At 64.8% G+C, this 21,853-nt stretch carries 16 protein-coding genes and 1 tRNA gene; 12 read left to right on the top strand and 5 right to left on the bottom strand.

Going from position 1 to position 21,853, the window contains the following annotated elements:
- Positions 1-142 precede the first annotated feature (142 nt).
- From HNS03_RS00525 to HNS03_RS00505, 5 genes are all read left to right on the top strand, one after another.
- The gene (locus HNS03_RS00525) at positions 143-592 is read left to right on the top strand and encodes a GatB/YqeY domain-containing protein (protein WP_367192273.1); all 450 of its coding nucleotides are present in this window, start codon (positions 143-145) and stop codon (positions 590-592) included.
- A gap of 236 nt (positions 593-828) precedes the next feature.
- The gene (dnaG, locus tag HNS03_RS00520; RefSeq protein WP_367192272.1) at positions 829-2,751 is read left to right on the top strand and encodes a DNA primase; all 1,923 of its coding nucleotides are present in this window, start codon (positions 829-831) and stop codon (positions 2,749-2,751) included.
- A gap of 534 nt (positions 2,752-3,285) precedes the next feature.
- Positions 3,286-5,265: an RNA polymerase sigma factor RpoD gene (gene rpoD, locus HNS03_RS00515; RefSeq protein WP_367192270.1), complete on the top strand. Its 1,980-nt coding sequence runs from the start codon at positions 3,286-3,288 to the stop codon at positions 5,263-5,265.
- A 1,126-nt stretch (positions 5,266-6,391) separates the two neighbouring features.
- A complete protein-coding gene (locus HNS03_RS00510; RefSeq protein WP_367192268.1) occupies positions 6,392-6,970 on the top strand; it encodes a nucleoside 2-deoxyribosyltransferase in 579 nt (192 codons plus the stop codon).
- Positions 6,971-7,429: 459 nt separating this feature from the next.
- On the top strand, positions 7,430-8,698 hold the full coding sequence (locus HNS03_RS00505; RefSeq protein ID WP_367192266.1) for an adenylate/guanylate cyclase domain-containing protein: 1,269 nt from the start codon (positions 7,430-7,432) through the stop codon (positions 8,696-8,698).
- A gap of 224 nt (positions 8,699-8,922) precedes the next feature.
- Here HNS03_RS00505 and HNS03_RS00500 read toward each other — a convergent pair whose 3' ends face one another.
- On the bottom strand, positions 8,923-9,630 hold the full coding sequence (locus HNS03_RS00500; RefSeq protein WP_367192264.1) for an SIMPL domain-containing protein: 708 nt from the start codon (positions 9,628-9,630) through the stop codon (positions 8,923-8,925).
- Positions 9,631-10,066: 436 nt separating this feature from the next.
- On the opposite strand from HNS03_RS00500, the gene HNS03_RS00495 reads away from it, so the two are divergent.
- The 7 genes from HNS03_RS00495 to HNS03_RS00465 all read left to right on the top strand — a co-directional run bounded on the left by HNS03_RS00495 (position 10,067) and on the right by HNS03_RS00465 (position 16,643).
- Positions 10,067-10,142 (top strand) — tRNA-Ile (locus HNS03_RS00495).
- Positions 10,143-10,378: 236 nt separating this feature from the next.
- The gene (locus tag HNS03_RS00490; RefSeq protein ID WP_367192263.1) at positions 10,379-11,344 is read left to right on the top strand and encodes a LysR substrate-binding domain-containing protein; all 966 of its coding nucleotides are present in this window, start codon (positions 10,379-10,381) and stop codon (positions 11,342-11,344) included.
- A 244-nt stretch (positions 11,345-11,588) separates the two neighbouring features.
- On the top strand, positions 11,589-12,491 hold the full coding sequence (locus HNS03_RS00485; RefSeq protein ID WP_367192261.1) for a hypothetical protein: 903 nt from the start codon (positions 11,589-11,591) through the stop codon (positions 12,489-12,491).
- Positions 12,488-13,465, top strand: a complete 978-nt coding sequence (locus HNS03_RS00480) for a hydroxyacid dehydrogenase (RefSeq protein ID WP_367192260.1) — start codon at positions 12,488-12,490, stop codon at positions 13,463-13,465. The genes HNS03_RS00485 and HNS03_RS00480 overlap by 4 nt, the downstream gene beginning before the upstream one ends.
- 36 nt (positions 13,466-13,501) lie before the next feature.
- Positions 13,502-14,287: an HpcH/HpaI aldolase/citrate lyase family protein gene (locus tag HNS03_RS00475; protein WP_367192258.1), complete on the top strand. Its 786-nt coding sequence runs from the start codon at positions 13,502-13,504 to the stop codon at positions 14,285-14,287.
- A gap of 5 nt (positions 14,288-14,292) precedes the next feature.
- Entirely contained in the window at positions 14,293-15,576 is a 1,284-nt protein-coding gene (locus HNS03_RS00470; RefSeq protein ID WP_367192256.1) for a hydantoinase/carbamoylase family amidase, read from the top strand.
- Complete coding sequence (locus HNS03_RS00465) at positions 15,573-16,643, top strand: Ldh family oxidoreductase (RefSeq protein ID WP_367192255.1); 1,071 nt, start codon at positions 15,573-15,575, stop codon at positions 16,641-16,643. The genes HNS03_RS00470 and HNS03_RS00465 overlap by 4 nt, the downstream gene beginning before the upstream one ends.
- On the opposite strand, the gene HNS03_RS00460 is transcribed toward HNS03_RS00465, so the two are convergent.
- From HNS03_RS00460 to HNS03_RS00445, 4 genes are read right to left on the bottom strand one after another with little or no spacing between them, the layout of a single operon-like run.
- Positions 16,640-18,994 carry a xanthine dehydrogenase family protein molybdopterin-binding subunit gene (locus HNS03_RS00460; protein ID WP_367192253.1) on the bottom strand — a complete coding sequence of 785 codons (2,355 nt, stop codon included), beginning with the start codon at positions 18,992-18,994 and terminating at the stop codon, positions 16,640-16,642. The two genes, HNS03_RS00465 and HNS03_RS00460, sit on opposite strands and share 4 nt — an antisense overlap.
- Positions 18,991-19,452, bottom strand: coding sequence for a (2Fe-2S)-binding protein (locus HNS03_RS00455; protein WP_367192795.1), 462 nt, complete (start codon positions 19,450-19,452; stop codon positions 18,991-18,993). Before HNS03_RS00455 ends, HNS03_RS00460 begins: the two co-directional genes overlap by 4 nt.
- Before the next feature lie 13 nt (positions 19,453-19,465).
- The gene (locus tag HNS03_RS00450) at positions 19,466-20,311 is read right to left on the bottom strand and encodes a xanthine dehydrogenase family protein subunit M (RefSeq protein ID WP_367192251.1); all 846 of its coding nucleotides are present in this window, start codon (positions 20,309-20,311) and stop codon (positions 19,466-19,468) included.
- 4 nt (positions 20,312-20,315) lie between these two features.
- The gene (locus HNS03_RS00445) at positions 20,316-21,839 is read right to left on the bottom strand and encodes an amidohydrolase family protein (RefSeq protein WP_367192250.1); all 1,524 of its coding nucleotides are present in this window, start codon (positions 21,837-21,839) and stop codon (positions 20,316-20,318) included.
- Positions 21,840-21,853 lie beyond the last annotated feature (14 nt).

The following is a 21,853-nucleotide window of genomic DNA, read 5'->3' as shown; positions in this document are numbered from 1 at the left end:
CCATGACAGGGCGCGCGTCAACTTGCGATCTGAGTTCCAAACGCGAGTGTTTTCAACAGTTTAAGCTAGGCGTGGTGGATTGTCACCGGCGCCGGGTATGGGTATTTTGCTGCACGCGTCAGACACATTGACGAGAGCGACGATGCGCGACGAGATCAACAAGGCGTTGAAAGCGGCCGTATCGGCTGAAGACAAACGCCGGGCCTGTACGCTTCGGCTGATCCAGACCGCCATCAAGGATCGCGACCAAGCGGCGCGCGAACGCGGCGAGGAAGGCATCGGCGACCGCGAGGTCTACGATCTGCTCCTGAAAATGATTGAGCAGCGCCGCGAGTCGGTGGCGAATTTCGAAGCGAGCGGCCAAATCGCCCTCGCCGACCAGGAACGCCAGGAAATCGGCGTTATCCGTGAGCTTCTGCCGGCGCAGCTCGACGACACCGCCATGCGGTCGGCCTGCGTGGAGGTCGTCGAAGACATCGGCGCGGCCGGGCTGCGCGATGTCGGCCGCACCATGGCCGCTTTGAAGCGTCGCTATCCGGGCCAGATGGATTTCGGCCGCGCGAGCTGCGTCGTGAAGGACCTCTTGCGGTAAGCACACCTTCGCCCTGTTGAATGGGCAGGCCCTTATCCACAACATTCTCGCTATTATCCACAGCCGGCGAATCGTCGTTGGACGACGCGGACCGTTTTCTCCGAGGTGTCTTCCCGGAGGGGGACGCGCTGGCGCACTGTGGCGCGTCTGCGGCTGCGAAGCCGTTTCGAGTCGGCGCGACCGCGCGCCGGATGAACACCATTTCAGGATGGGTCGGCCGAACGATCCCGAGAGCCATGCGATTTCCGCCCGAGTTTCTGGATGAGTTACGCAATCGGCTGCCTTTGTCGGAGGTGGTCGGCCGGCGCGTGACCTGGGACCGGCGCAAGTCGCAGTTCGGCAAGGGCGACTATTGGGCCTGCTGCCCGTTCCACGAGGAAAAGACGCCCTCCTTCCATGTCGACGATCGCAAGGGCTTCTATCACTGCTTCGGCTGTGGCGCGTCCGGCGACCACGTCCGCTTCCTTACCGACGCGGAAGGGCTCTCCTTCCCCGAGGCGGTGGAGCGGTTGGCCGAACAGGCGGGGGTGTCGATGCCCGCCGCCGATCCCCAGGAGGCTCGCCGCGCCAAGGTCCGCGCGAGCCTTGCCGACGTGATGACGCTTGCCGCTCGCTTCTTTCAGGAGCGTTTCGCCTCGGATGCCGGTCGCGACGCCCGGTCCTACGCAAGCCGCCGCGGCCTCGATCGGGAGACGCTTGCGACCTTCGAGATCGGTTATGCACCGGGCGAGCGCACGGCCTTGAAACAGTATCTGGCTGGCCACGGCGTCGAGGAAACGCAGATGGTCGACGCCGGGTTGGTGATCCGGCCGGACGACGGCCGCGCCAGCTACGATCGCTTCCGCAACCGGCTGATGATCCCGATCCACGACCATCGCGGCCGTGTGGTCGCCTTCGGCGGGCGCGCCCTTGGCGCCGACCAGGAGCCGAAATATCTGAACTCTCCGGAAACGCCGCTTTTCAACAAGAGTGCGGTCCTGTTCAACCTGCACCGTGCCCGTGCCGGCGCGCACAAGACCGGCGCCGCGATCGTGGTGGAAGGCTATCTCGACGCGATCGCCGTCTACAAGGCCGGCATTCCCCATGTGGTGGCGAGCCTTGGCACGGCCTTCACCGAGGACCAGATCCGCGCCATGTGGCGGCTCGCCCAGGAGCCGGTGATCTGCTTCGATGGCGACAAGGCCGGTGTGGCTGCCGCTCGGCGAGCCGTCGATCGCATTCTGCCGCTTCTGGAAAGCGGCCGCTCCTTCAATTTCTGCTTCCTGCCCGATGGACAGGACCCCGACGATCTGATCGCGAACGGAGGCCGCGACGGCTTCCTGGCCGAAGTCGCCAGCGCCCGGCCGCTGGTCGACGTGGTCTGGGAGCGCGAGCTTGTCGCCGGCCGGATCGACACCCCGGAGCGCAAGGCGGCGCTGGAAGCCCGGATCGAAGGCCTGATCGAGCAGATCCGCGACACCCGGGTCCGCCGGCGCTATCATTTCGATATGCGCGGTCGGCTCTCCGAGCTGTTCCGTGGTCGGCCCAAGGGGCCGGCGGGTGCCGGCGCCGGCGCGGCCGATCCGCAGGTGCTGGCGGCGCTCACGGCCGCCGGCAGCGACCTGGCCGAGTTGGAGCGGATCGTGCTTGGCGTGTCTGTCGCCTTTCCGCGCTTCGTGGACAGCCACTGGGAGCGGATCGAGAGAGTGCGGTTTTCTTTCGATCCTCACGAACGGCTGAAGCGCGCGATCCTGTCCTTTGCGATCGACGCCGGCGAAATGAACGCGGAGGCGCTGCGCGCGAGCCTGTCGGATGACCTGAAGGCGCTCTTGGCCGAGGTCTACGGCGATCCGTCCGGATCCGCGGCCCGCCTGGCCATGCGCTTTCCCGTGCTTTCGGCGGAGCCGCCGGACGGGTTTGTGGAGCGCTGCCTGCTGCATTTTCTCGACCGGCTGGACCTGAAGGTGCTGGAGGCGGACCTGGAGGCGGATATCGCCCAAGCCGACGAAACCCTGACGGCGGAGGGCGAAGCGCGGATCCTCGGCCTGTCGCGCGAGCTGGTGCGCCGCAAGCAGGCCTTTCAGGACGAGGACCGCGATCTGGCCGATCAGGCGAAGGAGATTCGCGGCGCCTATGTCGAGGCGGCACGCGGGCCGACGGCGCCGACGCCGGTGGCGTAAGGGGCCGTCGGTGCGTGGCACGGAATCCACGGTTGCGAAAAGTGATTCGCATCAAGTGATTCCCGCTGCTTGCGAAATTCAGGGGCGACGCTATGTAAACGGTTCCGGCGCAGTCGGACCCGATGTGGTAGGGTTGTGGCCCGCCTTGGATGTGCGGCATGTCCGCCGGCCAGGCTCCGAGCCCGAAACCACGCGAGAGACGTTGGATTTGAGGAGTGCCCGATCGAAGCCGAAGGCGTGTCCAGCCGGTGGCACAAGGCCGGTGAACGTTCGCTTCGAGGCACGAGTGGATCGGCGATTGTTGGGAGTCCGGAAACCGAATCGCGGCATGCTTCTACGCAAAGTGTCGAACCGGGATCCGTTGACTGTCGGAGACGACGGTGCGCTGCAAAGGGCGCTGTGGCACGGATCGCCGGAATGCGCGCTGGACATGAACCGTTGGGAACGGCTTCCTCGACTGATGCAACACGAATAACCCGCGCGGTGCGGCGAGATTACTCGTCCGATCGGGTGCGGGTTGAAGGAGAACGCGGCATGGCGACCAAGACGACGGAATCCGAAGCGACGCAGGACGCTCAGCCCGAGACGAGCGACGGCCCGCTGCTGGATCTGTCCGATGCCGCCGTCAAGAAGATGATCAAGACCGCCAAGAAGCGCGGTTATGTCACTTATGACGAGCTCAACGAAGTTCTGCCGTCCGAGGAGGTGACCTCGGAGCAGATTGAGGACACCATGGCGATGCTCTCCGACATGGGCATCAATGTGGTGGAACAGGAAGAAGCCGACTCCGAGGACGGTGGCGAGGAGGAAGAGGGCGGCGATCTCGTCGAGGTCGGGTCCCAGGCCGTCACCAAGCAGACCACGACCCGCGAGCCCGCGGAGCGGACCGACGATCCCGTCCGCATGTATCTGCGCGAGATGGGCTCCGTCGAGCTTCTGTCACGCGAAGGCGAAATCGCGATCGCCAAGCGCATCGAAGCCGGCCGCGAGGCGATGATCGAGGGGCTGTGCGAGAGCCCGCTGACCTTCCAGGCGATCATCATCTGGCGCGACCAGCTCAACGAGGGAAAGATCCTCCTGCGCGATATCATCGATCTGGAGGCGACCTACGCCGATCCGGAAGGCAAGGGCGCGCCGGACACGTCCGCCGCGACCGGCAGCGATGACAGCGACACGTCCTCGGAAAGCGAGAGTGAAGGCGAGGGCGAAAGCGAAGACGACAGCGACGACGATTTCGAGTCCAACGTCTCGCTCTCGGCGATGGAAGCGGAACTGAAGCCGAAGGTGCTGGAGACCTTCGACAACATCGCGGAGAACTACAAGAAGCTCCGCCGCCTGCAGGACCAGAAGGTCGAAGCCCGGCTGCAGCAGAACAGGTCGCTCTCGCCCAGCCAGGAAAAGCGCTTCAAGAAGTTCCGCGACGACATCATCGTCGACGTGAAGAGCCTGTCGCTCAACCAGAACCGCATCGATACGCTGGTGGAGCACCTCTACGAGATCAACAAGCGGCTGATCAGCCAGGAAGGCCGGCTGATGCGGCTGGCCGATTCCTATGGCGTCGGCCGCGAGGATTTCCTGCGCCAGTACCAGGGGTCCGAGCTCGATCCCAACTGGATCCGCCGGGTGGCGAGCCTCGCCAGCCCCGGCTGGCGCCCCTTCGTCCAGAAGGAGAAGGAGACGATCCGCGATTTGCGCCAGGAGATCCACACGCTCGCCACCGAGACCGGGCTAGAGATTACCGAGTTCCGTAAGATCGTCGCCAAGGTGCAGAAGGGCGAGCGCGAAGCCCGGATCGCCAAGAAGGAGATGGTCGAGGCCAACCTCCGCCTGGTGATCTCGATCGCCAAGAAGTACACCAACCGCGGCCTGCAGTTCCTGGACCTGATCCAGGAGGGCAACATCGGCCTGATGAAGGCGGTGGACAAGTTCGAGTATCGGCGCGGCTACAAGTTCTCCACCTACGCCACCTGGTGGATTCGGCAGGCGATCACCCGCTCGATCGCCGATCAGGCGCGCACCATCCGTATTCCGGTCCACATGATCGAGACGATCAACAAGATCGTGCGGACCTCGCGCCAGATGCTGCACGAGATCGGCCGTGAGCCGACCCCGGAGGAGCTGGCGGAAAAGCTGCAGATGCCGCTGGAGAAGGTCCGCAAGGTCCTGAAGATCGCCAAGGAGCCGATCTCGCTCGAAACCCCGATCGGCGACGAGGAGGATTCCCACCTCGGCGATTTCATCGAGGACAAGAACGCGGTGCTGCCGATCGACGCGGCGATCCAGTCGAACCTGCGCGAGACCACCACGCGCGTGCTCGCCTCGCTCACCCCGCGCGAGGAGCGCGTGTTGCGCATGCGCTTCGGCATCGGCATGAACACCGACCACACCCTGGAAGAGGTGGGACAGCAGTTCTCCGTGACCCGCGAGCGTATCCGCCAGATCGAGGCCAAGGCGCTGCGCAAGCTGAAGCACCCGAGCCGGAGCCGGAAACTGCGCTCGTTCCTCGACAGTTAAGCCGCCCTCACGCCGAGTTCGCTACGCTCACCGGCTCCGGGTGGGCAGCCGGTTTTTTGATCCCGGTCGCTTCGCTCCGCGCCTCTTGATCGGCCGGCGCGCAGTCGCGCGCTGGTGGATGAGATACGGCCGGTCTGGGGATTGGCCGTAGGTTCGGCCTTGCCCCAATCTCCGCTCATTCCCGCGTAAGCGGGAGGCCGTAGGGCGGTCGTACAATGGCTGGTGCGTAACCTTCGTCCGCGTGCCTGCAGAACAGAATCTGATTTCTGTGCGGCCGGAGCCCGCCTTCGCGCTGGACACGGCGAAAACAGCCGGTTTGGACGAGCGTTGGGGGGCGGCCGGTTTCCTCGTTTTCCGGTTTCACGGCTGGACAGGGCAGCCACACTCGCAGTGTCTGGAAGTCTCGTCCTGCCCGGCGTGCCCAAGATATTTTAGGCGAAGAAGGAGGTCCTCACTGAAACCGGGCCGGAAGGCGTCTTTTTGCGCGAGGTCGATGGGTATCTTATGGGGTGTCGACGCCAAGCCGGGATTCACCGCCGCACGATCCATTGTCGGCGAAAGCATCAGGCGCATCGTCAGCGTCACCTGATGCTCTCGTTTCTTGTCGCTCAGATGATTTTATCTGCGTGAAAAAGGCTCTATTGCCAGTCGCAGTTCGCCTCCGCAGCTGTGCCGTAGGTGAGCCCGTCATGCGTCATGCATCCAAACTGGGTCTCGGTAGCACTGATTGACGTCGCCCAATCCGTACAGTCCTGTTTTGTCCAAGTATGCGGAACGGGAATGTCGTTTCTCCAAGAATTGGTGGCGATTACGGAACACACTTTCTGCGGGGGAAGGCCCGTGTTGGTCTGAGCCATGGCGGTGGTGGTGAGGGCACTGGCGACGGCGAGCGGGGCAATCAGGAGTCCGAAGCGCAAAGTCATAAGTGTCTCCATTTGGAAAATGATCTTATGAGTAGCAATTATATTAAGAGCACATGTTTAGGTTGAGTCAACGCCCGCGTCGTTGCCCTCGAGATTTTTCGGTAGGCACGCGCGCCGGCGCAAATGTCAAATTTGAATCACAGGAATCGCGACGCGCAATTGTTGTTCGCCTAGTGATCCCGAAAGCGGCCTAAGGACGACGCATGACCCGCATCTATCTCGCCGGCCCAGAAGTCTTCCTGCCCGATGCGTTGGAGGTGCTGGAAGCCAAGAAGCGGATCTGCGCCGAAGCCGGGCTCGAAGGCGTTTCGCCGCTCGATGCTGCGCTCGGCCCAGTGATGGACGGAACGGAAGAGGCCGCGCAGGCGATCTTCGCCGCCAATCGCGATGCCATGACAAGCTGCCCCTTCGCGATCGCCAACATCACGCCGTTTCGGGGTGTCTCCGTCGATCCCGGCACCGCGTTCGAGATCGGCTTCCTGGCGGCAAGCGGGGCGGTCGTGTTCGGCTACACAACCGATCCCGCCTCCTACCGAGTCAGGGTGGAGGACCATGCGCCCAATAACGCTGCGGTCCGCGCCCACGCTCATCCCCATTTCACCGTCGAGGACTTTGGGCTGGTGGAGAATTTGATGGTGCCGCTCGGCATCGCCGAAAGCGGCGGCACGGTGATCGAGCACCAGGTCGCAGAGCCGGAGCGGCGCTTCCGCGACCTCGTCGCCTTTTCCAACTGCGTCGCCGAAATCGCCCGGCGCGTGGACCTGGGAGATCGGGTGGGGTAAAGCAAAGCCTGAGAAAAGGGGATACCGGTTCGCCGCCCGACAACGCATCTCAGGGAGACCGATAGGCGATCGCGCAGGCTTCGGAACGGCGCCGACAAGGCCGGATGCCGGGAATGTGAGCTTCGGCGCTTACCCCGTTTTCGCTCGCACCATGGCAATTTTGTTGCCGAATGGCAGCAATGCGACAAAGCGACGACACGCCTCTCTGGATCAAAACGGCCAAAGACCCATATCTGGCGGGAATGCGTCGTCCGGGCATGCCGAGGATGACGAGCGAGGGGCCTATCGCCCGGACCCGTTTTGCCGATTGCGGAGCGCCACGTCGAAGAACCGGAATGGCGCCGTTATATAGGGGGATTGCCGCAGATCCGAGGTCCGCGCGGGCCTCAAGCTGCGGTCTATTTGTTGGACATGCGTATTATGTGGGATTCTCGAGGGCCGTCCCGTCCGGGCGAAGACATGGCGCCGGTGACCCCGGAGGCGATCGTCGACTGGCTGGTGGCCGAGGCGCCGCGGCTGGAGGTCGGAGCGTTCGTCGATGGTCTCGGCTGGCGCCTGCGCCGCGCTGGCATGCCGCTCGATCGGATGATGATCTCGCTCAGGATGCTGAGCCCCAACCTGCTTGCGGCGGGCATCGTCTGGCGTCCGTTTCAGCCGATCGGTTACTTCACTTACGATTATGCCGACCGCGACAAGGGCTTCTACGAGCGCAGCCCCTTCAAGGTGGTGCACGACTCCGGCGAGTGGCTAGAGCTGGATGTGGACAAGACGCCGGACGACCGGTTCGGCGTGATTCCGGATCTCAAGGAAGAAGGCGTTCGCCATTATCTGGTGGTGCCGCTTTGGTTCACGGTCGGCGCCCCCAACTCGCTCTCCTTCGCCACCAAGTCGCCGGATGGTTTTTCCGATGCCGACCGCGCGCTGGTCGCCCGCATCCTGCCGGCCCTGGCGAACGTGTTGGAGATCAAGCGGTTGCGGCGCACGCTGGACGAGCTGGTCGCCACCTATGTCGGCGCGGGCCCGGCCTCCCAGATCTTCAACGGCGTCGTGCACCGTGGAGAGGTGACGCGCATCGAGGCGGCCATGATGATGGCGGATCTGCGCGGCTTCACGGCGCTGTCCACCCGCCTGCCGGTGCAGGAGACGGCGGAGCTGTTGAATCGCTACTACGACGCCGTCGTGCCGGGCATCGTGGCGGAAGGCGGCGAAGTTCTGAAATTTATCGGCGACGCAGTGCTGGCGATTTTTCCGGCCGCGCCGGTCGGCAGTCAGGACGCCTGCGCCCGGGCGCTCAGGGCCGCGGAATCCGCCCTGGCGAGCGAGCTGGAGCCGGTCGTGGTCGACGGCGTGCCGCTGCCGGTGCGTTTCGGTATCGGCCTGCACTACGGCGAGGCGGTCTATGGCAATGTGGGGTCCGGCAATCGGCTGGACTTCACCGCCGTCGGGCGCGACGTGAACGTGCTCGCCCGGATCTCGGAGATGTGTAGTGCGCTCAAGCAGCCGCTTCTGGTGACGGAAAGCTTCGTGACCGCGCTCGGCGATACCGAGCGCGCCTTCAAGGCGCTCGGCAGCCATCCGGTGCGGGGCCTCTCAGAGCCGTTGGCCGTGTTTGAGCCGGCAACGTTCGGCGAGTTGAAACCGCCGCAAGCGCAACCGCCGACGGATCATGTCGGGTCGGGCGAAGGCGTTTCCACCAGCGCCCTGCCGAGCCGGGCGATCGCGATCTAGACTGTTTCCCCGGCCAAGAAGAAACCGGTTGGTCGTGCGGGTGCGCGTCAAACCGATCGGTTAGAGCCGGTCCGCGAAGGGCGGAGCGGCTCCAGAGCATGCCCCGTTCAAAGTGAATCCATTTGGACGACAAGGGTTTGCGCAAGCTATTGAATCTGGAGCCTCTTCCTATTGCACGGATGGTTCCATCTGAGCGGAAAAGGCTCCAGGTAGGTCGAGGCTGCTTACTCGGCCAGAATCTCGTAGACGATTCGAACCTGGGCCGACAGCGACTGCTCCCCCGCTTCGACCGGCACCGACATTGCGCTCGCCTCCATTCGCATCATCGGCATGGGCCGCGGCTCCTGGTTGCCGCCCTCGGTGATGGCGAGGACCCGGCCGAGCCGGACACCGGCGGCTTCGGCATAAAGCGCCGCCTTGTGCTTGGCGTCGGCCACGGCCGCGGTCCTGGCGGTGTCCTCCAGCTTGTCGGTGTTGGAGATGGCAAACTGGATCCCGGAAACGTCGTTGGCGCCGGCCTTGACCAGGGTGTCGAGCAGGCCGCCGAGCGTATCGAGCTGGCGTACGCGCACCGTCACGCCGTTGGTGACGCGGTAGCCGTCGATCTTCGGCGCCTCGTTGGAGTCGTTGCCGGGGTTGGTGTAGCGCGGCGAGACCGAGAAGCCGCTGGTCTGGATATCGCGGGCTTCGATGCCGGCGCCTTTGACGGCGTCGATCACGGCTTGGACCTGGCTCGAATTCTCGCTCAACGCGTCGCCCGCCGAGGCGGCCTCGGTCACGGTTCCGACGGAGACGGTCGCCATGTCGGGCGTGCCGGCGGCGGTACCCGTGCCGGTGACGGTCAGGTTCGCGGTATCGCGCGCGAAAGCGGGTACGGCGGAGACCGCAAGAACGGCTGCAAGGGTGACGGCAGCCAGAGGGGCAAGGCGCATGGTCAGTTTCCTCCCTGTGATGGATCGGAACGGTGTCGGCAAATGCGGGGCCGCCTTTTCCCGATGAAAGTGCGGCAAAACAAAGGCTTGGCGTAAACGCTCCAGCGCTCGACAACGCTCCAGCGCTCGACGGCCTGGATCCGTCATGTCTCGCGCTTGAGGTCGGAACTCGCCATCATCGCCTTCCGCGACCATCGGGAGCGTTTCCTCCTCGGCCCGGATGTCATGGGATTGCGACGCGAATGCGACGGTGCGGAGCGAGGGAAGTGGGTACGGCAAGGTGCTTGGGCGGCGTCCAACGCACATCCGCTGCACGCATCGGCTGGACAGCCTCCGCCGAGTCTCGATATAGACCAGACGAGGTGCCGCCTTCGCCGCGGAAACAGGAACGGACTTTGCCTCGTGTGACCGCAGTTGCTTTCAGGCGGGCCGGCACGGGCCTGTAGCTCAATGGTTAGAGCCGACCGCTCATAACGGTCTGGTTGCAGGTTCGAGTCCTGCCGGGCCCACCAATTTTCTATCTCACGGCAGATTGCTTCGCTCGCGCCTCCGACAGGGGGCGCTGACCGCGCGGCCCGGTTGGGCTTTGCGAACCTTCGGTTCGGTCTGATTCCATCACATTGCAGGCTCGTTCGCCGACGATGGCTTTGCCGTTCCGACGGAAGTTGTGCCGCTATAACGGTTGACCTCACAAAGGTCTGACGCCAGTTTATTATCAAAATCGATTGGTCGGCATCATTGTTTCATTATGGCAAATAACGTCAATCTGCGGCAGCTCCGCGCCTTTGTGATGGTTGCCGACAAGGGGAGCTTTGTGAAGGCGGCGGCCGCCCTCAATCTTTCGCAGCCGGCCCTGTCGCAGTGTATCCGCCAGCTCGAAGATCATATTGGCAGTCCGCTGTTCAATCGGACGACGCGGTCGGTCTACATCACCCCGCTGGGTCTCGGTTTCATCCCACACGCCCGCGACATTCTGCGCCAGTTCGACAACCTGATGGCTAATGTCCAGGACACGGTTCAGCGCCGACAGGGCCACGTCACCGTCGCCTGCCTGCCATCGGTCGCTTCGCGCCTGATGCCCCGGGTGCTTGCCGTCAACGAGAAGCAGTTCCCGAACATCCACGTCACCATCCGCGACAGCAACATGAAGGGCGTGGCCGCGATGATCCTGTCGGGCGACGCGGATTTCGGGATCGGCAGTACGGTGGTGGCCCACAGCGACCTGGATGCCTGCGCGTTCGCCAAAGATATGATGTGCGTCGTGGCTCCGGTCACTTCGCCTTTGGCGCGCAAGCGTACGATCCGATGGGCGGATCTGAACGAGCAGCCGTTCGTCGCCATGTCCCACGAAACAGGCATTCGCGATCTGGTCGACGAGACGGTCGAAAAGCTCGGAATTTCCCTTAAGATCGTCAGCGAGATTTCCAATCTTGCTACCTTGAGTGGCATGATTGAGGAGGGCATTGGCATCTCGGCCGCACCGGACCTCGCCTTGCCGCGCGAGAATCAGTCGCTGATCCGCCGCCGGCCGCTCTCCAACCCGACGATCCGGCGCCCAATCTCCCTATTCTGGAAAAAGGGGCAGGGCCTGTCACCGGCCGCCTCCGCGATCCTGAGCTCCTTGCACCGGTGTATCGTCGACGGCGAGATGGAGACCCACTTCCCCAACGTCGAGTGGGACCACAAGGCGCTGGAGAAGACCGGGCTGTTCTGAATTGGTTTCGAATTGGTGGCTCGACCTGATGGGCGCCACGCGTCCCGCTTGGTCGGCCATTGCCTCCGCTCGAACCACTGCGATCCACGCCCCCTCGCATCTCGATCGGATATCGCTGAAAACGATTATCGATGCGGGTGATTATGAAGTTAGGTTGAATAATCGTTCGGGTCATTGGATTTGTTCGGGCATTGGCCGGCCTTCTATAAATGCTTGGAAATTCGAACCAAGCAGGAGGTGACGCGTGGCCTTCGGACCCGACGACAACCGCGTCTACATAGTGCCGCTGATCGACGTGAATTGGCTCGTTTACGCCCCGTTCGATCCGGGCCGCAATTTCCGCGTCGATCCGCCGAATGTCCCCCAGTCGATTCTCGATACCCGTCAACTTATCGGCGAAATGCAGTCGATGACCGACGGCAAGTTCATCCTCACGCCCCATTCCGGCACCTATTGCCGGACCGGCTACTACGAGGGTGAAATGCTCGAGGTCTACCGCGAGGCGGTCAAGATGGGTGGCGAGCTCTCGGTTCATCTCCACGAGGAGATCAAGGGCGAGGGCACCCGCTACGATGAGCCCGAGCACATGGCGGAAGTCTTCAGGGACTGTCAGCGCCGACTGGAAGATGCCGGGATCATTCCGGTCGCCTATCGCGGCGGGCACAACGCCTACCATCCGCTGATGAACGCGTTGATGGAAGAGCAGGAAGTGTTGGTCGACTATTCCTGCTGCCCCGGCATGAACAAGCCGGATCGTGAGGCGATCTGGACCTATGCCTCGCTCAGCGCGGACTATATTCCTGAAAAGCTGCGCGAGCCCTGGGGGGGGCAGGCGCGCACTCGGATCCTGGAAATCCCGATCGGTTCGGACGGCGAAGGCGCAGCCTATAAGAATATTCTGCACGTGGAAATGAGCGAGCTCGACAATCTGGAGCGCGTGTGGGCGGCGCTCGTCGCGCGGGCAGAACGGGAGGAGCGCTCGCAGATCGTCCACTGCCTGTTCCACACCGCCTCCGTCGGTGTGCCGGAATGGCTGGAGCGCTACCGCCGGTTCCTGGATATGGTGCCGAAGCGGCACGGGCAGTTCGTCACCACGGCCGAGGCACGCGCCCTGCACGACCGCTTCGTCCTTGAGGCGACGGCATGAAGTGTCTCCTGATTCAGCCGATCCATCCCAGCGGCATCCAGCTTCTGGAAGACGCAGGGCTTGAGGTCATTCAGGCGAGCGCCGCCGATATGGCCACAGTCGCGGACGAGATCGTCGATGCCGACGCGGCGATCACGCGCAACGCCGGCTTGAACCGGGCGGCGATGCAGGCAGCCTCGAAGCTCCAGGTGCTCGGCAACCATGGCATCGGCGTCGACCCGGTCGATGTCGAGTACGCGACCGAAATCGGGCTTCCGATCGCCTTTACCCCCTACGCCAACGTTCAGTCGGTCGCCGAGCTCGTGATCGCTCACATGCTGGCGATCGCCAAGCGTGTGCGCGAGTGCGATGCCGCCGTCCGCGAGGATCGGTTCGACTATCGCTATACGCGCGATTTCCGGGAGGTCAGCGGCAAGACCCTGCTGATCGTTGGCTTCGGCCGGATCGGACGGCGCACGGCGGAAGTGGCGAAGGCCGCCTTCGACATGCGGGTGCTGGTGCATAGCCCCTCGGTCGCCGCCGACGAGATCGAAGCGGTCGGCTTCGTGCCCGCCCCCGATCTGGACGCGGCCCTAGGCGAGGCCGACTATGTCTCACTGCATCAGACGTTGACGCCGCGTACCCGGGGGCTCTTCTCCCGCGAGCGGCTGTTCTCGATGAAGAAGACCGCCGCCCTGATCAACACCGCTCGCGGCGCCCTGGTCGACCGGGAGGCTCTGGTGGAGGCGGTTGAGACGGGACACTTGCGCGGCGCGGCTTTCGACGTCTTCGAGACCGAACCGCCCACCGCCGACCACCCCTATCTCGCCTCCGACCGCGTTTTGCTCTCCCCCCACATTGGCGGCTCGAGCGAGGAGGCGGCCGAGCGCACAGCGGTTCAGGCGGCCGAGGCCGTGCTTGCCGTCCTTGCCGGCCGGCGGCCGGACCACATGGTCAATCCGGACGTCTGGGATCGGCGGCGCAAAGTCGCCTGATCCAGGCTGCGATTTTCAGCGACATAAGGAAATGAGATGATCAGATCCAATCCCGTCAAGGCGCTCTGGGCGGCGGGCAAGCCCGCGTTCGGAACCTGGATCACGCTGTGCCCGCATCCCCGCGTGGTAAAGATCCTGGCGGTCTCCGGATTCGACTTCGTACTGATCGAAATGGAGCACACCGATTTCTCCATGCAGACGGTGGGCACGCTTGCCATGTACGCTCGCGAATGCGGCTTGACCCCGATCGTCCGTCCTCCCGGAACGCTGAAGCCCCATGACCTTACCCGGCCGCTCGATGCCGGCGCCCAGGGCCTGCTGCTGCCGTCGATCGACGATGCCAGCCAGCTTGAGACGATTATCAGCCAGATCAAGTATCACCCGATCGGCAACCGGCCCATGAACCTGAAGGGGCCGCACACCGACTACTTCGTGGCGCCGCCGGCCGAAGTCATTGAGCATCTCAACCGCGAGACGCTGACGGTGGCGATGGTCGAGACGCGCAAGAGCATCGACAATCTGGAGGAGATCCTGAAGGTCGAGGGGCTGGACGCGATCATGATCGGTCCCGACGACCTGAGCCAGGATCTGGGCGTGCCCGGCGATCTCCAGGCCAAGATCCTGCACGAAGCCTACGATGAGGTGTTCGGCCTCTGCCGGAAGCACGGCGTGACCTACGGCCTCTCCGCCCAATCTCCGGAGATGGCCGGCGACTGGGTTGCCAAAGGCTGCAAGTGGATCCCGTATCAGAACGACGCCGCGATGGTGTTCAACACCGCCCGGGCGGCCGTGCCGAAGCTGCACGAGGTTGGGGGCCGCTGAGTCATATGGGTACGCCGGATACCGACGGTGCCGCCAAGCTCGCGGCGTCCCTGTTCGACCGGCTGTTCGAGGCCACGCGGGACGATCCGGGCGTGACCCGGATCGCCTATGGCGAGGGCGAGCAGACCGCCTTTGCGCTGGTCGCGGAAGCCGCGGCGACATCCAGGGTCGAGCGGACCTTCGATGCTGCCGGCAATCAGTTCCTGACGCTGCCGGGCCTGGATCGGTCAAAGCGGATCGTCATCGGTAGCCATCTCGACAGCGTCCCTCACGGCGGGAATTTCGATGGGGCGGCCGGCGTGATCATGGGGATCGCTGCTCAGAAGGCGCTTGCGGATGCCGGCATCCAGCCGGCCTTCGACCTGACCGTCGCCTGCCTCAGGGCAGAGGAAAGCTGCTGGTTCCCGCATTCCTATATCGGCTCCAAGACAGCGCTCGGCGTGCTCGAAAACGGCATTGCCGACCAGGTTCGGCGATCGGACACCGGACAGACCCTGGCGGAGCATATCGATGCTCTCGGTTTCGACGCCGACGGCGTGCGGCGCGGAGACGCTTGGCTCGATCCGGCGACGATCGCCGCCTATATAGAGCCGCACATCGAACAGGCGCCGGCGTTGATCGATGCCGATCTGCCGCTCGCCGCCGTCTCGGGCATTCGCGGCAGCTTCCGCTATCGCGAGATGGTCTGCCACGGCGAATACTCCCATTCCGGGGCTATGCCGCGTCACTTGCGGCACGACGCAGCCGTCGCGTCGGCGCGGTTGGTGGTCGCTATGCAGGCGCTTTGGGAGCGGCTGGAAGCCGAAGGCGAGGACCTGACGGTAACCTTCGGCCAACTCGGTACCGATCCGGCCAACCACTCTTTTTCCAAGGTAGCCGGCGAAGTCCGTCTCTGTCTGGACGTGCGCAGCCAGAGCAAGGAGACACTCGGTCGGGTCGAGAACGAACTGAAGGCGTTCGTCGACACGATCGGTGCGGAGACCGGGACACGGTTTGATCTAGGGCCGCGGAGCGGCAGCGAGCCGGCGATGATGGCGCCGCATCTGGTGGCGATGGTCAACGAAGCCTGCCGGGCCAAGAACTTGCCTGTCCATACCATGGCGAGCGGTGCGGGACACGATGCCGCGACTTTCGCAAACACCGGCGTGCCCAGCGTGATGATTTTCATCCGCAATGCCAACGGCAGCCATAACCCCGATGAGGCAATGGCGCTTGAAGATTTCAATGCCGCGCTTGCCGCTCTCACGCAAATGCTCATGGCTCGGGCCGCAGCCTGGACACTGAAATGATCGATGCCTCCGATGCGCCCGTCCTGCTTCCCGCCGAAACCCTGAAGCGGCACTGCGTCGGCCTTTTGACCCATGCCGGCGTATCCGAACCCGATGCGGAGCAGACCGTCGCGGTCTTCCTGCAGGCCGAGCTGATGGGGGAGGAAAGCCATGGGCTCCGGCTACTCTGCCAGGTGATCGAGCGGGTCCGTGCCGGCGGTGATCGCGCCCGGACGGAGATCACCGTGCTCTCCGAACGTGCCTCGGTCGCCCACTGGGACGCCAACCGGAGCCTTGGGCAGGTGACCGCCGCGCGGGCCATGGAGCGCGCCATCGCCATGGCGCGAGAGACCGGCGTCGGGCTCGTCGCGGTCAGGAATGGCAACTCGCTTACCTCCGCCAAGTTCTATCCGCTGATGGCGGCGGACGCCGGAATGGTCGGCGTGGCGTTCACCAACACCTCGCGCAAGCTGATGGCGCCGCCCGGCGGCACCGTTCCGGTCCTCGGCAACAATCCCGTCGCCTATGCCGCGCCGGCGGGGCGTTACGGCGCGTTCGTCCTGGACATGGCCTGCACGGCGGCGGCCGTTGAGCGGATCGTCAAGGCCAAGGAGCGTGGCGAGGAGATACCGTCCGGCTGGGCGCTGGACGCTGACGGCCGCGAAACGCGCGATCCCGCCGTTGCGCTCGAGACCCTCTCCCTGCAGCCGTTCGGGGGCTACAAGGCGTTCCACCTTGCCGCCGTCCACGAGATCTTTTCCAGCGTACTTGCTGCGGGCCAACTCTTCGCCGGCAACTCGACGGGCTTCCGCCCTTATGACGGGGCGATGAATACGAGCTTCAGCCTGCTGGCCGTTGATGTCTCTGCCTTCCAACCGCGCGCCGAGTTCGAGGCGACGATGGAACGAATGATCGACACCATGAAGGCGGGCCCGCTTGCGCCGGAGGCGACAGGCGTCAGCTTCGCGGGAGAGCGCAGTCAACGCGAGCTCGCCAAGCGGAGCATGGAGGGCATTCCGCTCGCGCGCTGGACCTATGACCGGCTGAACGAGTTGGCTGCCGAAGTCGGCCGAGAAGCGCTCGCTTAAATCTGCCCCAGCGAGGCGAGAATCCGCGGTGGCGTCAACGGCAGTGCGTAGACGGCCGATCCGCCGGCCGCCAGCAGCGCGTGGTTGACCGCATTGAGAAGTGCGGCCCCGGCCCCGACCGTTCCTGCTTCGCCGACGCCGACGATCCCGAGCCCGTCATCGGTGAAGGCCGGGTTCTCGGCATGGACCAACTCGATATCGGGCAGGTCGATGGCCATGGGCATCGGATAGCGGCCGAGCGAGGTCGCCGTCGCCCGGCCAGCCTCGTCGTAGCCGCAATGCTCGAAGAGCGCGCCGCCGAGGCCTTGAGCCACGCCGCCCCGGATTTGCTCATTCACCAAAAGCGGATTGACCACCCGGCCCGCCTCGTGAACCACGAGATGGCGCAGTGGTACGACCTTGCCGGTGCCCGGATCGATGTCGACGACGGAAAGCTGGATGCCGGTTCCGGCCCGGAATGGCTGATCCAGTGGACCGTACTCCGCCGCCGCGGAGAGTTGCGGCTGATGATCTTCCCCGAAGCGGTAGGGCTGGAAATGCGCCATCGCGGCGAGTTCGGCGAGCGAAACAAGAGCGATCCCGCTCGTTGCATCCACGACGGACCCGTCCGCCAGCTTCAGCGCGTCCGGCTCGCGCTGGGTCAGAAATCCGGCCAGCCGCAGGATCTCAGCGCGCAGAATCTGGGCGGCATCCCACGCGGCCTGTCCGCCGATTGCCATCGCGCGCGAACCCCAGGTGCCGCCACCATGCGGCGTGACGGCCGTATCGCCGGTGATCATCTCCACATCGGCGAGTTTGAGCCCGAGCGCGCGGGCGACGAGCTGGCGCACGCCAGTTTCCGTGCCTTGGCCCTGCTCGGTGACGCTGGAAAGGCAGCGAACCGTGCCGGATGGCTCCAGACGGACAACCGCGCCGTCGCGGCTGGAGACCGGGGCACCTCCCTTGCCGTAGAAGCCCGGTCCGCGGGCAGTCTGCTCTACGAAGGCAGCGATCCCCCATCCCGCAATCCGTCCGTCTGTGCGGGCTTGCGCGATCTCCGCTTCGAGTTCGGCAAGATCGACCTTGGCCTCAAGCGCGGCGAAGCACTCGGCAAAGGCGAGGCGCTGAAACACGGTGCCGGTGGGCGAACGGTGCGGAAAATCGCGGATAAGCTGTGCTTTGCGAACCGCAATTCGGTCGCGTCCGGTTGCCCATGCGACGGCGTCGACCAGCGCTTCGGTCACGGTGCAGGCGAGGGGATGACCGACCCCGCGATAGTGGCCGGACATGGCTTTGGTCTGGAAGACGATGTCCACGCGGCCGGCAAAGGCATCGAAGACATAGGGCGCGCCGGTCAGGCTCAGCAGCGCCCGGCTCTCTCCCAGGTTGGAGCGGGGGTATTGGGGATAGGGTCCGATGGCGTGAATGTCGTCGACAGCGAAGCCGGTGATCGCCCCGCTTACGTCAAGCGCGACGCGGGCTGTTACCTTGTGCTCGCGGGCCTGGATGTCGGAGAGCAGCGCTTCATGCCGGTCGGCCACGAACCGGACCGGACGACCCAGCGCGACCGCGGCCGCGGCGACCGCAAGCTCGTCCCCGTAAAGCTGCTGCTTCACGCCGAATGCGCCACCGACATCCGGCGTGGTGATGCGGACGCGGTGCTGGGCCAGGTCGAGCAGCCGCGCGAACTCCACCTGCATCTGATGCGGGCATTGATGACTCATCACCACCGAAAGTCGGCCCTCGCTCGCATCGAACTCGGCCCAGATGGCCCGAGGCTCCATCGGCACGCCGGTTTGGCGATTGAAAGAGAAGGTGCGTTCAACGATCTGGTCGGCCTCGGCGAAGACGCGATCCGCTTCCGCGCTCGCCTGTTCCAAATGGAGGGCGAGATTGGTGCCGAGCTCGGGATGGATCGGCGGCGCACCGGCTGCCGTCGCGGGATCGGTCACCGGAGGAAGCGGATCCCAGTCGACTGCGATCGCGGCGACTGCGTCCTCCGCCTCTGCGCGGCTGGCAGCCACGACCAGGGCGACGGGTTCGCCGTGCCAGCGGGCGACGTCGAGGGCGAGGGCATGTTGAACCGGCACCCGCATATCCGGATGCATTGCCGCCGATACCGCATATCCGCGAACGATTGTCGCCATATCGCGCGCCGTCATCACCGCCACGACACCTGGCATGGCCTTGGCGGCACCGATTTCGATGGCGGCGATCCGCGCATGGGCATGGGGCGAGCGCAGGAACGCGGTCTCCAGGGTCGTGCGGTCGGCGACATCGGCAGTGTATCGGCCGCGGCCGGCCAGTAGCCGCTTCGTGCGCGGCACCGGTACGGCGCCGCCAAGCACGCCGGGCAGGTCGAGGTTGCTCATTGCCCGCTCCGCTTGGCCGCGGTTTCGGCGATGGCGTCCACGATGGCGTGATAGCCGGTGCAGCGGCAGATGTGGCCGGTCAGACCGGCTCGGATCGCGCGTCGATCGACCGGACGCGTCTCGCTGAGCATCGCGTCCGCCGTCAGCAGGATACCGGAGGTGCAGAACCCGCACTGGAGCGCACCGCGAGCGTGAAAGGCCTCCTGTAGATCGGCAAGCCGGCCGCTGTCGCTCGCCCCTTCGATCGTTTCGATCGCCATGCCGTCGGCCTGCACCGCGAGCATCAGGCAGGCGCGCACGGTGTCGCCATCGGAGACGACCGTGCAGGCGCCGCATTGCCCCTCTTCGCAGCCGAGATGGGTGCCGGTGAGGCCCAAAACATCGCGCAGGAAGTCAGCGAGGCTCATGCGAACCGAAACCGCCTCGGTGCGTGCGACGCCATTCACCCGGCAGGTTATGGTGCGGGTGGTCTCAGAGCCTGTCACGATCGGATGCCTTCGCGTAGGCTCGGGCCGCCCGCCCGAGCAGAGTCATGACGAGATGAAGTCGGTAGCTGCGCTCGTCGGCGGGAAGTCGGTCGCCGAGCTCCTGCCCGGCAATGGCGCGCACCTCCCCCCAGTCCGGATTGGTGCCAAGGGCGGCCACGGCGGTCGCCTCGATCGTTATTGGCCTGTCCGCGACGGCGCCGAGGGCGACTCGCAGCGTTCCGTCCCGGTCTTGCGCCAGGGCCAGGCTGGCGAAGGCCGGCGCCGTGGGACGGAGCGAAATTTCATCGAAGTAGGCAAAGCGCGGAACGGGAAACCGTGCGGCGACGACCAGTTCGTCGGAACGCCTAACGCTTCGATGGGAACCGCGGAAGAACTCCGCCGCCGGCACGGTTCGCTCCCCCTTCTTGGACGCCAGGCGCACGGATCCGCCCAGGGCGACGAAGCAGAGAGGCCACTCCGCGGCCGGATCCGCGAAGGCGATGGAGCCGCCCACCGTCCCGCGATTGCGGATCGCGACGTTGCCGATCAGTCGTCCGGCCTCGGCGAGCATCGGAATGTTCCGGACGACATTCGCATCAACGATCACGTCGCGATGGCGCACCAGTGCGCCCATCGTCAGCGCGTCGCCGTCGGTCTCGATCGCTCCATGGGCCGCTCCGATCCGGTTGATGTCGACCAGAACGCGCGGACGGTGCGCCCGTGTGGCCAGGAGCGGCATCAGGCTCTGGCCACCGGCGAGCACCGTCGCATCGGCGCCGTGAGCTGCCAGCACCTCCAACGACTCTTCCAGCCCCTCTGGCCGGACATAGTCGAACGGCGCCGGCTTCATAGGGTCAGTGTCCGGTGAACAAACGGTTGCCGCCGACGTCCGCGGCCCAGATTCGGCGGTGGGCCTCGTCGAGATAGGGCTGCAGCTTCTCCACCCGTTTCTCGATCGCCGCATAGTCCTCGCGGAATTGCGGAACCACCGCCTTGATGTCGTCGAGAAGGCGCGCCTGGTCCATGGTCTTCAGCGCGCCGTCCTCGATGACGACGCGGCCGTCGACGATCACCGTGTGAACGCCGCGCCCTCCCTCCGTGTAGACGATCTGGCGAACCGCGCTGTTGAGCGGCACGAAGGACGGATCGGTGAGATCGAACAGCACGAGATCGCCGCGCGCGCCCACCTTGATCCGGCCGAGATCCGCGTCGCGATTGACGGCGTGGGCGCCGCCGGTCGTGGCGGCGCCGAAGGCGGCTTCGGCCTGCGGCGTCAGATCCTGATCATGACTGATATGGACCATCAGGCCGAACAGCTTCATGGCCTGGAAGATGTTCTGGGCGTCGCTGCACGAGCAGTTGTCGCAGCCGAGCGCCAGCGACACGCCCGCCTTTTGCAGCTCCAGGATCGGCGGAATCCCGCTCTTGAGCTTCATGTTGCTTAGAGGGTTGATCACCACGTTGGTGCCGGTCTCGCCTAGAAGCGCGATCTCTTCGTCCTGCAGCCAGACCGAATGGGCCAGGTTCAGGCGCGGCCCGAGCAGGCCCTCCTCATTCAGTCGTCGGATCAGCGAGCCGCCGTGTTCCGGGTATTCCATGCGCGCTTGCAGCGCCATGCCCTTGGATTCGTAGATGTGAGTGAAGATCGGCAGGTCGTAGGTCGCCGACAAGTCCACGGTTCGTCCGATCAGCGCGCTGGTGCAGCGCTCAGGCGCGGAGGGACCGAGCGCCCAGGTGATGCGCTCGAACTTATCGGGATGCTTCAGGAAGGTGTCTTCGAAATAGCCGAGTTGATCGATCCGGGCGTCGGGTTCGGCTGCGGTCGAGAGCTGGCCATGCAACTCCTCCGGAAACACCTCCTTCCAGAAGGGGATCGTGTTGATGCCCTTGATGTCGGCGTATTGGAGGGCGACGACGGCGCGCAGCCCGATTTCGTCATAGGCCTCTAAAACGGCGTCGAGATGCTCTTCGTCGAAGGGATAGAGGGTCACCATGTCCTGCACGGTGGTCATGCCTGAACGCAAGCACTCCAGCGCGCCCAGGAGCGTGCGCGCCTTAATCTCTTCGCGGCTGCGCTTGGGGTATTGTGGCGGCAGCGCCAGGAGCCGCCAGGTCTCCAGCGGCTTCTGCTCCATCAGCCCTTTCGCGAGCGTGTCGTGGGAGTGGTAGTGGGCGTTGATGAAGCCCGGCGAGACAAGCTTGCCGGCGGCGTTCAGCTCCGTGACGTCGGGCTCGGTCTCGGCATCGGCGATCGCCTGGTCGCCGATCGCGGCAATGACGCCGTCCCTTACGAGAATATCGGTTCGGACCGGCTGATGCGGGTCGCCGCCATCCAACAGGACGAGCCCGTCTCGGATCAGAAGGGAAAAGCCGGCCATGTCGCCAGGGTCTC

Source organism: Amorphus sp. 3PC139-8, assembly GCF_040750475.1.
In the GTDB taxonomy this organism is placed as follows: domain Bacteria; phylum Pseudomonadota; class Alphaproteobacteria; order Rhizobiales; family Amorphaceae; genus Amorphus.
The sequence above is the reverse complement of the archived record's forward strand: the minus strand, read 5'-3'. Positions and strand labels throughout refer to the sequence as shown.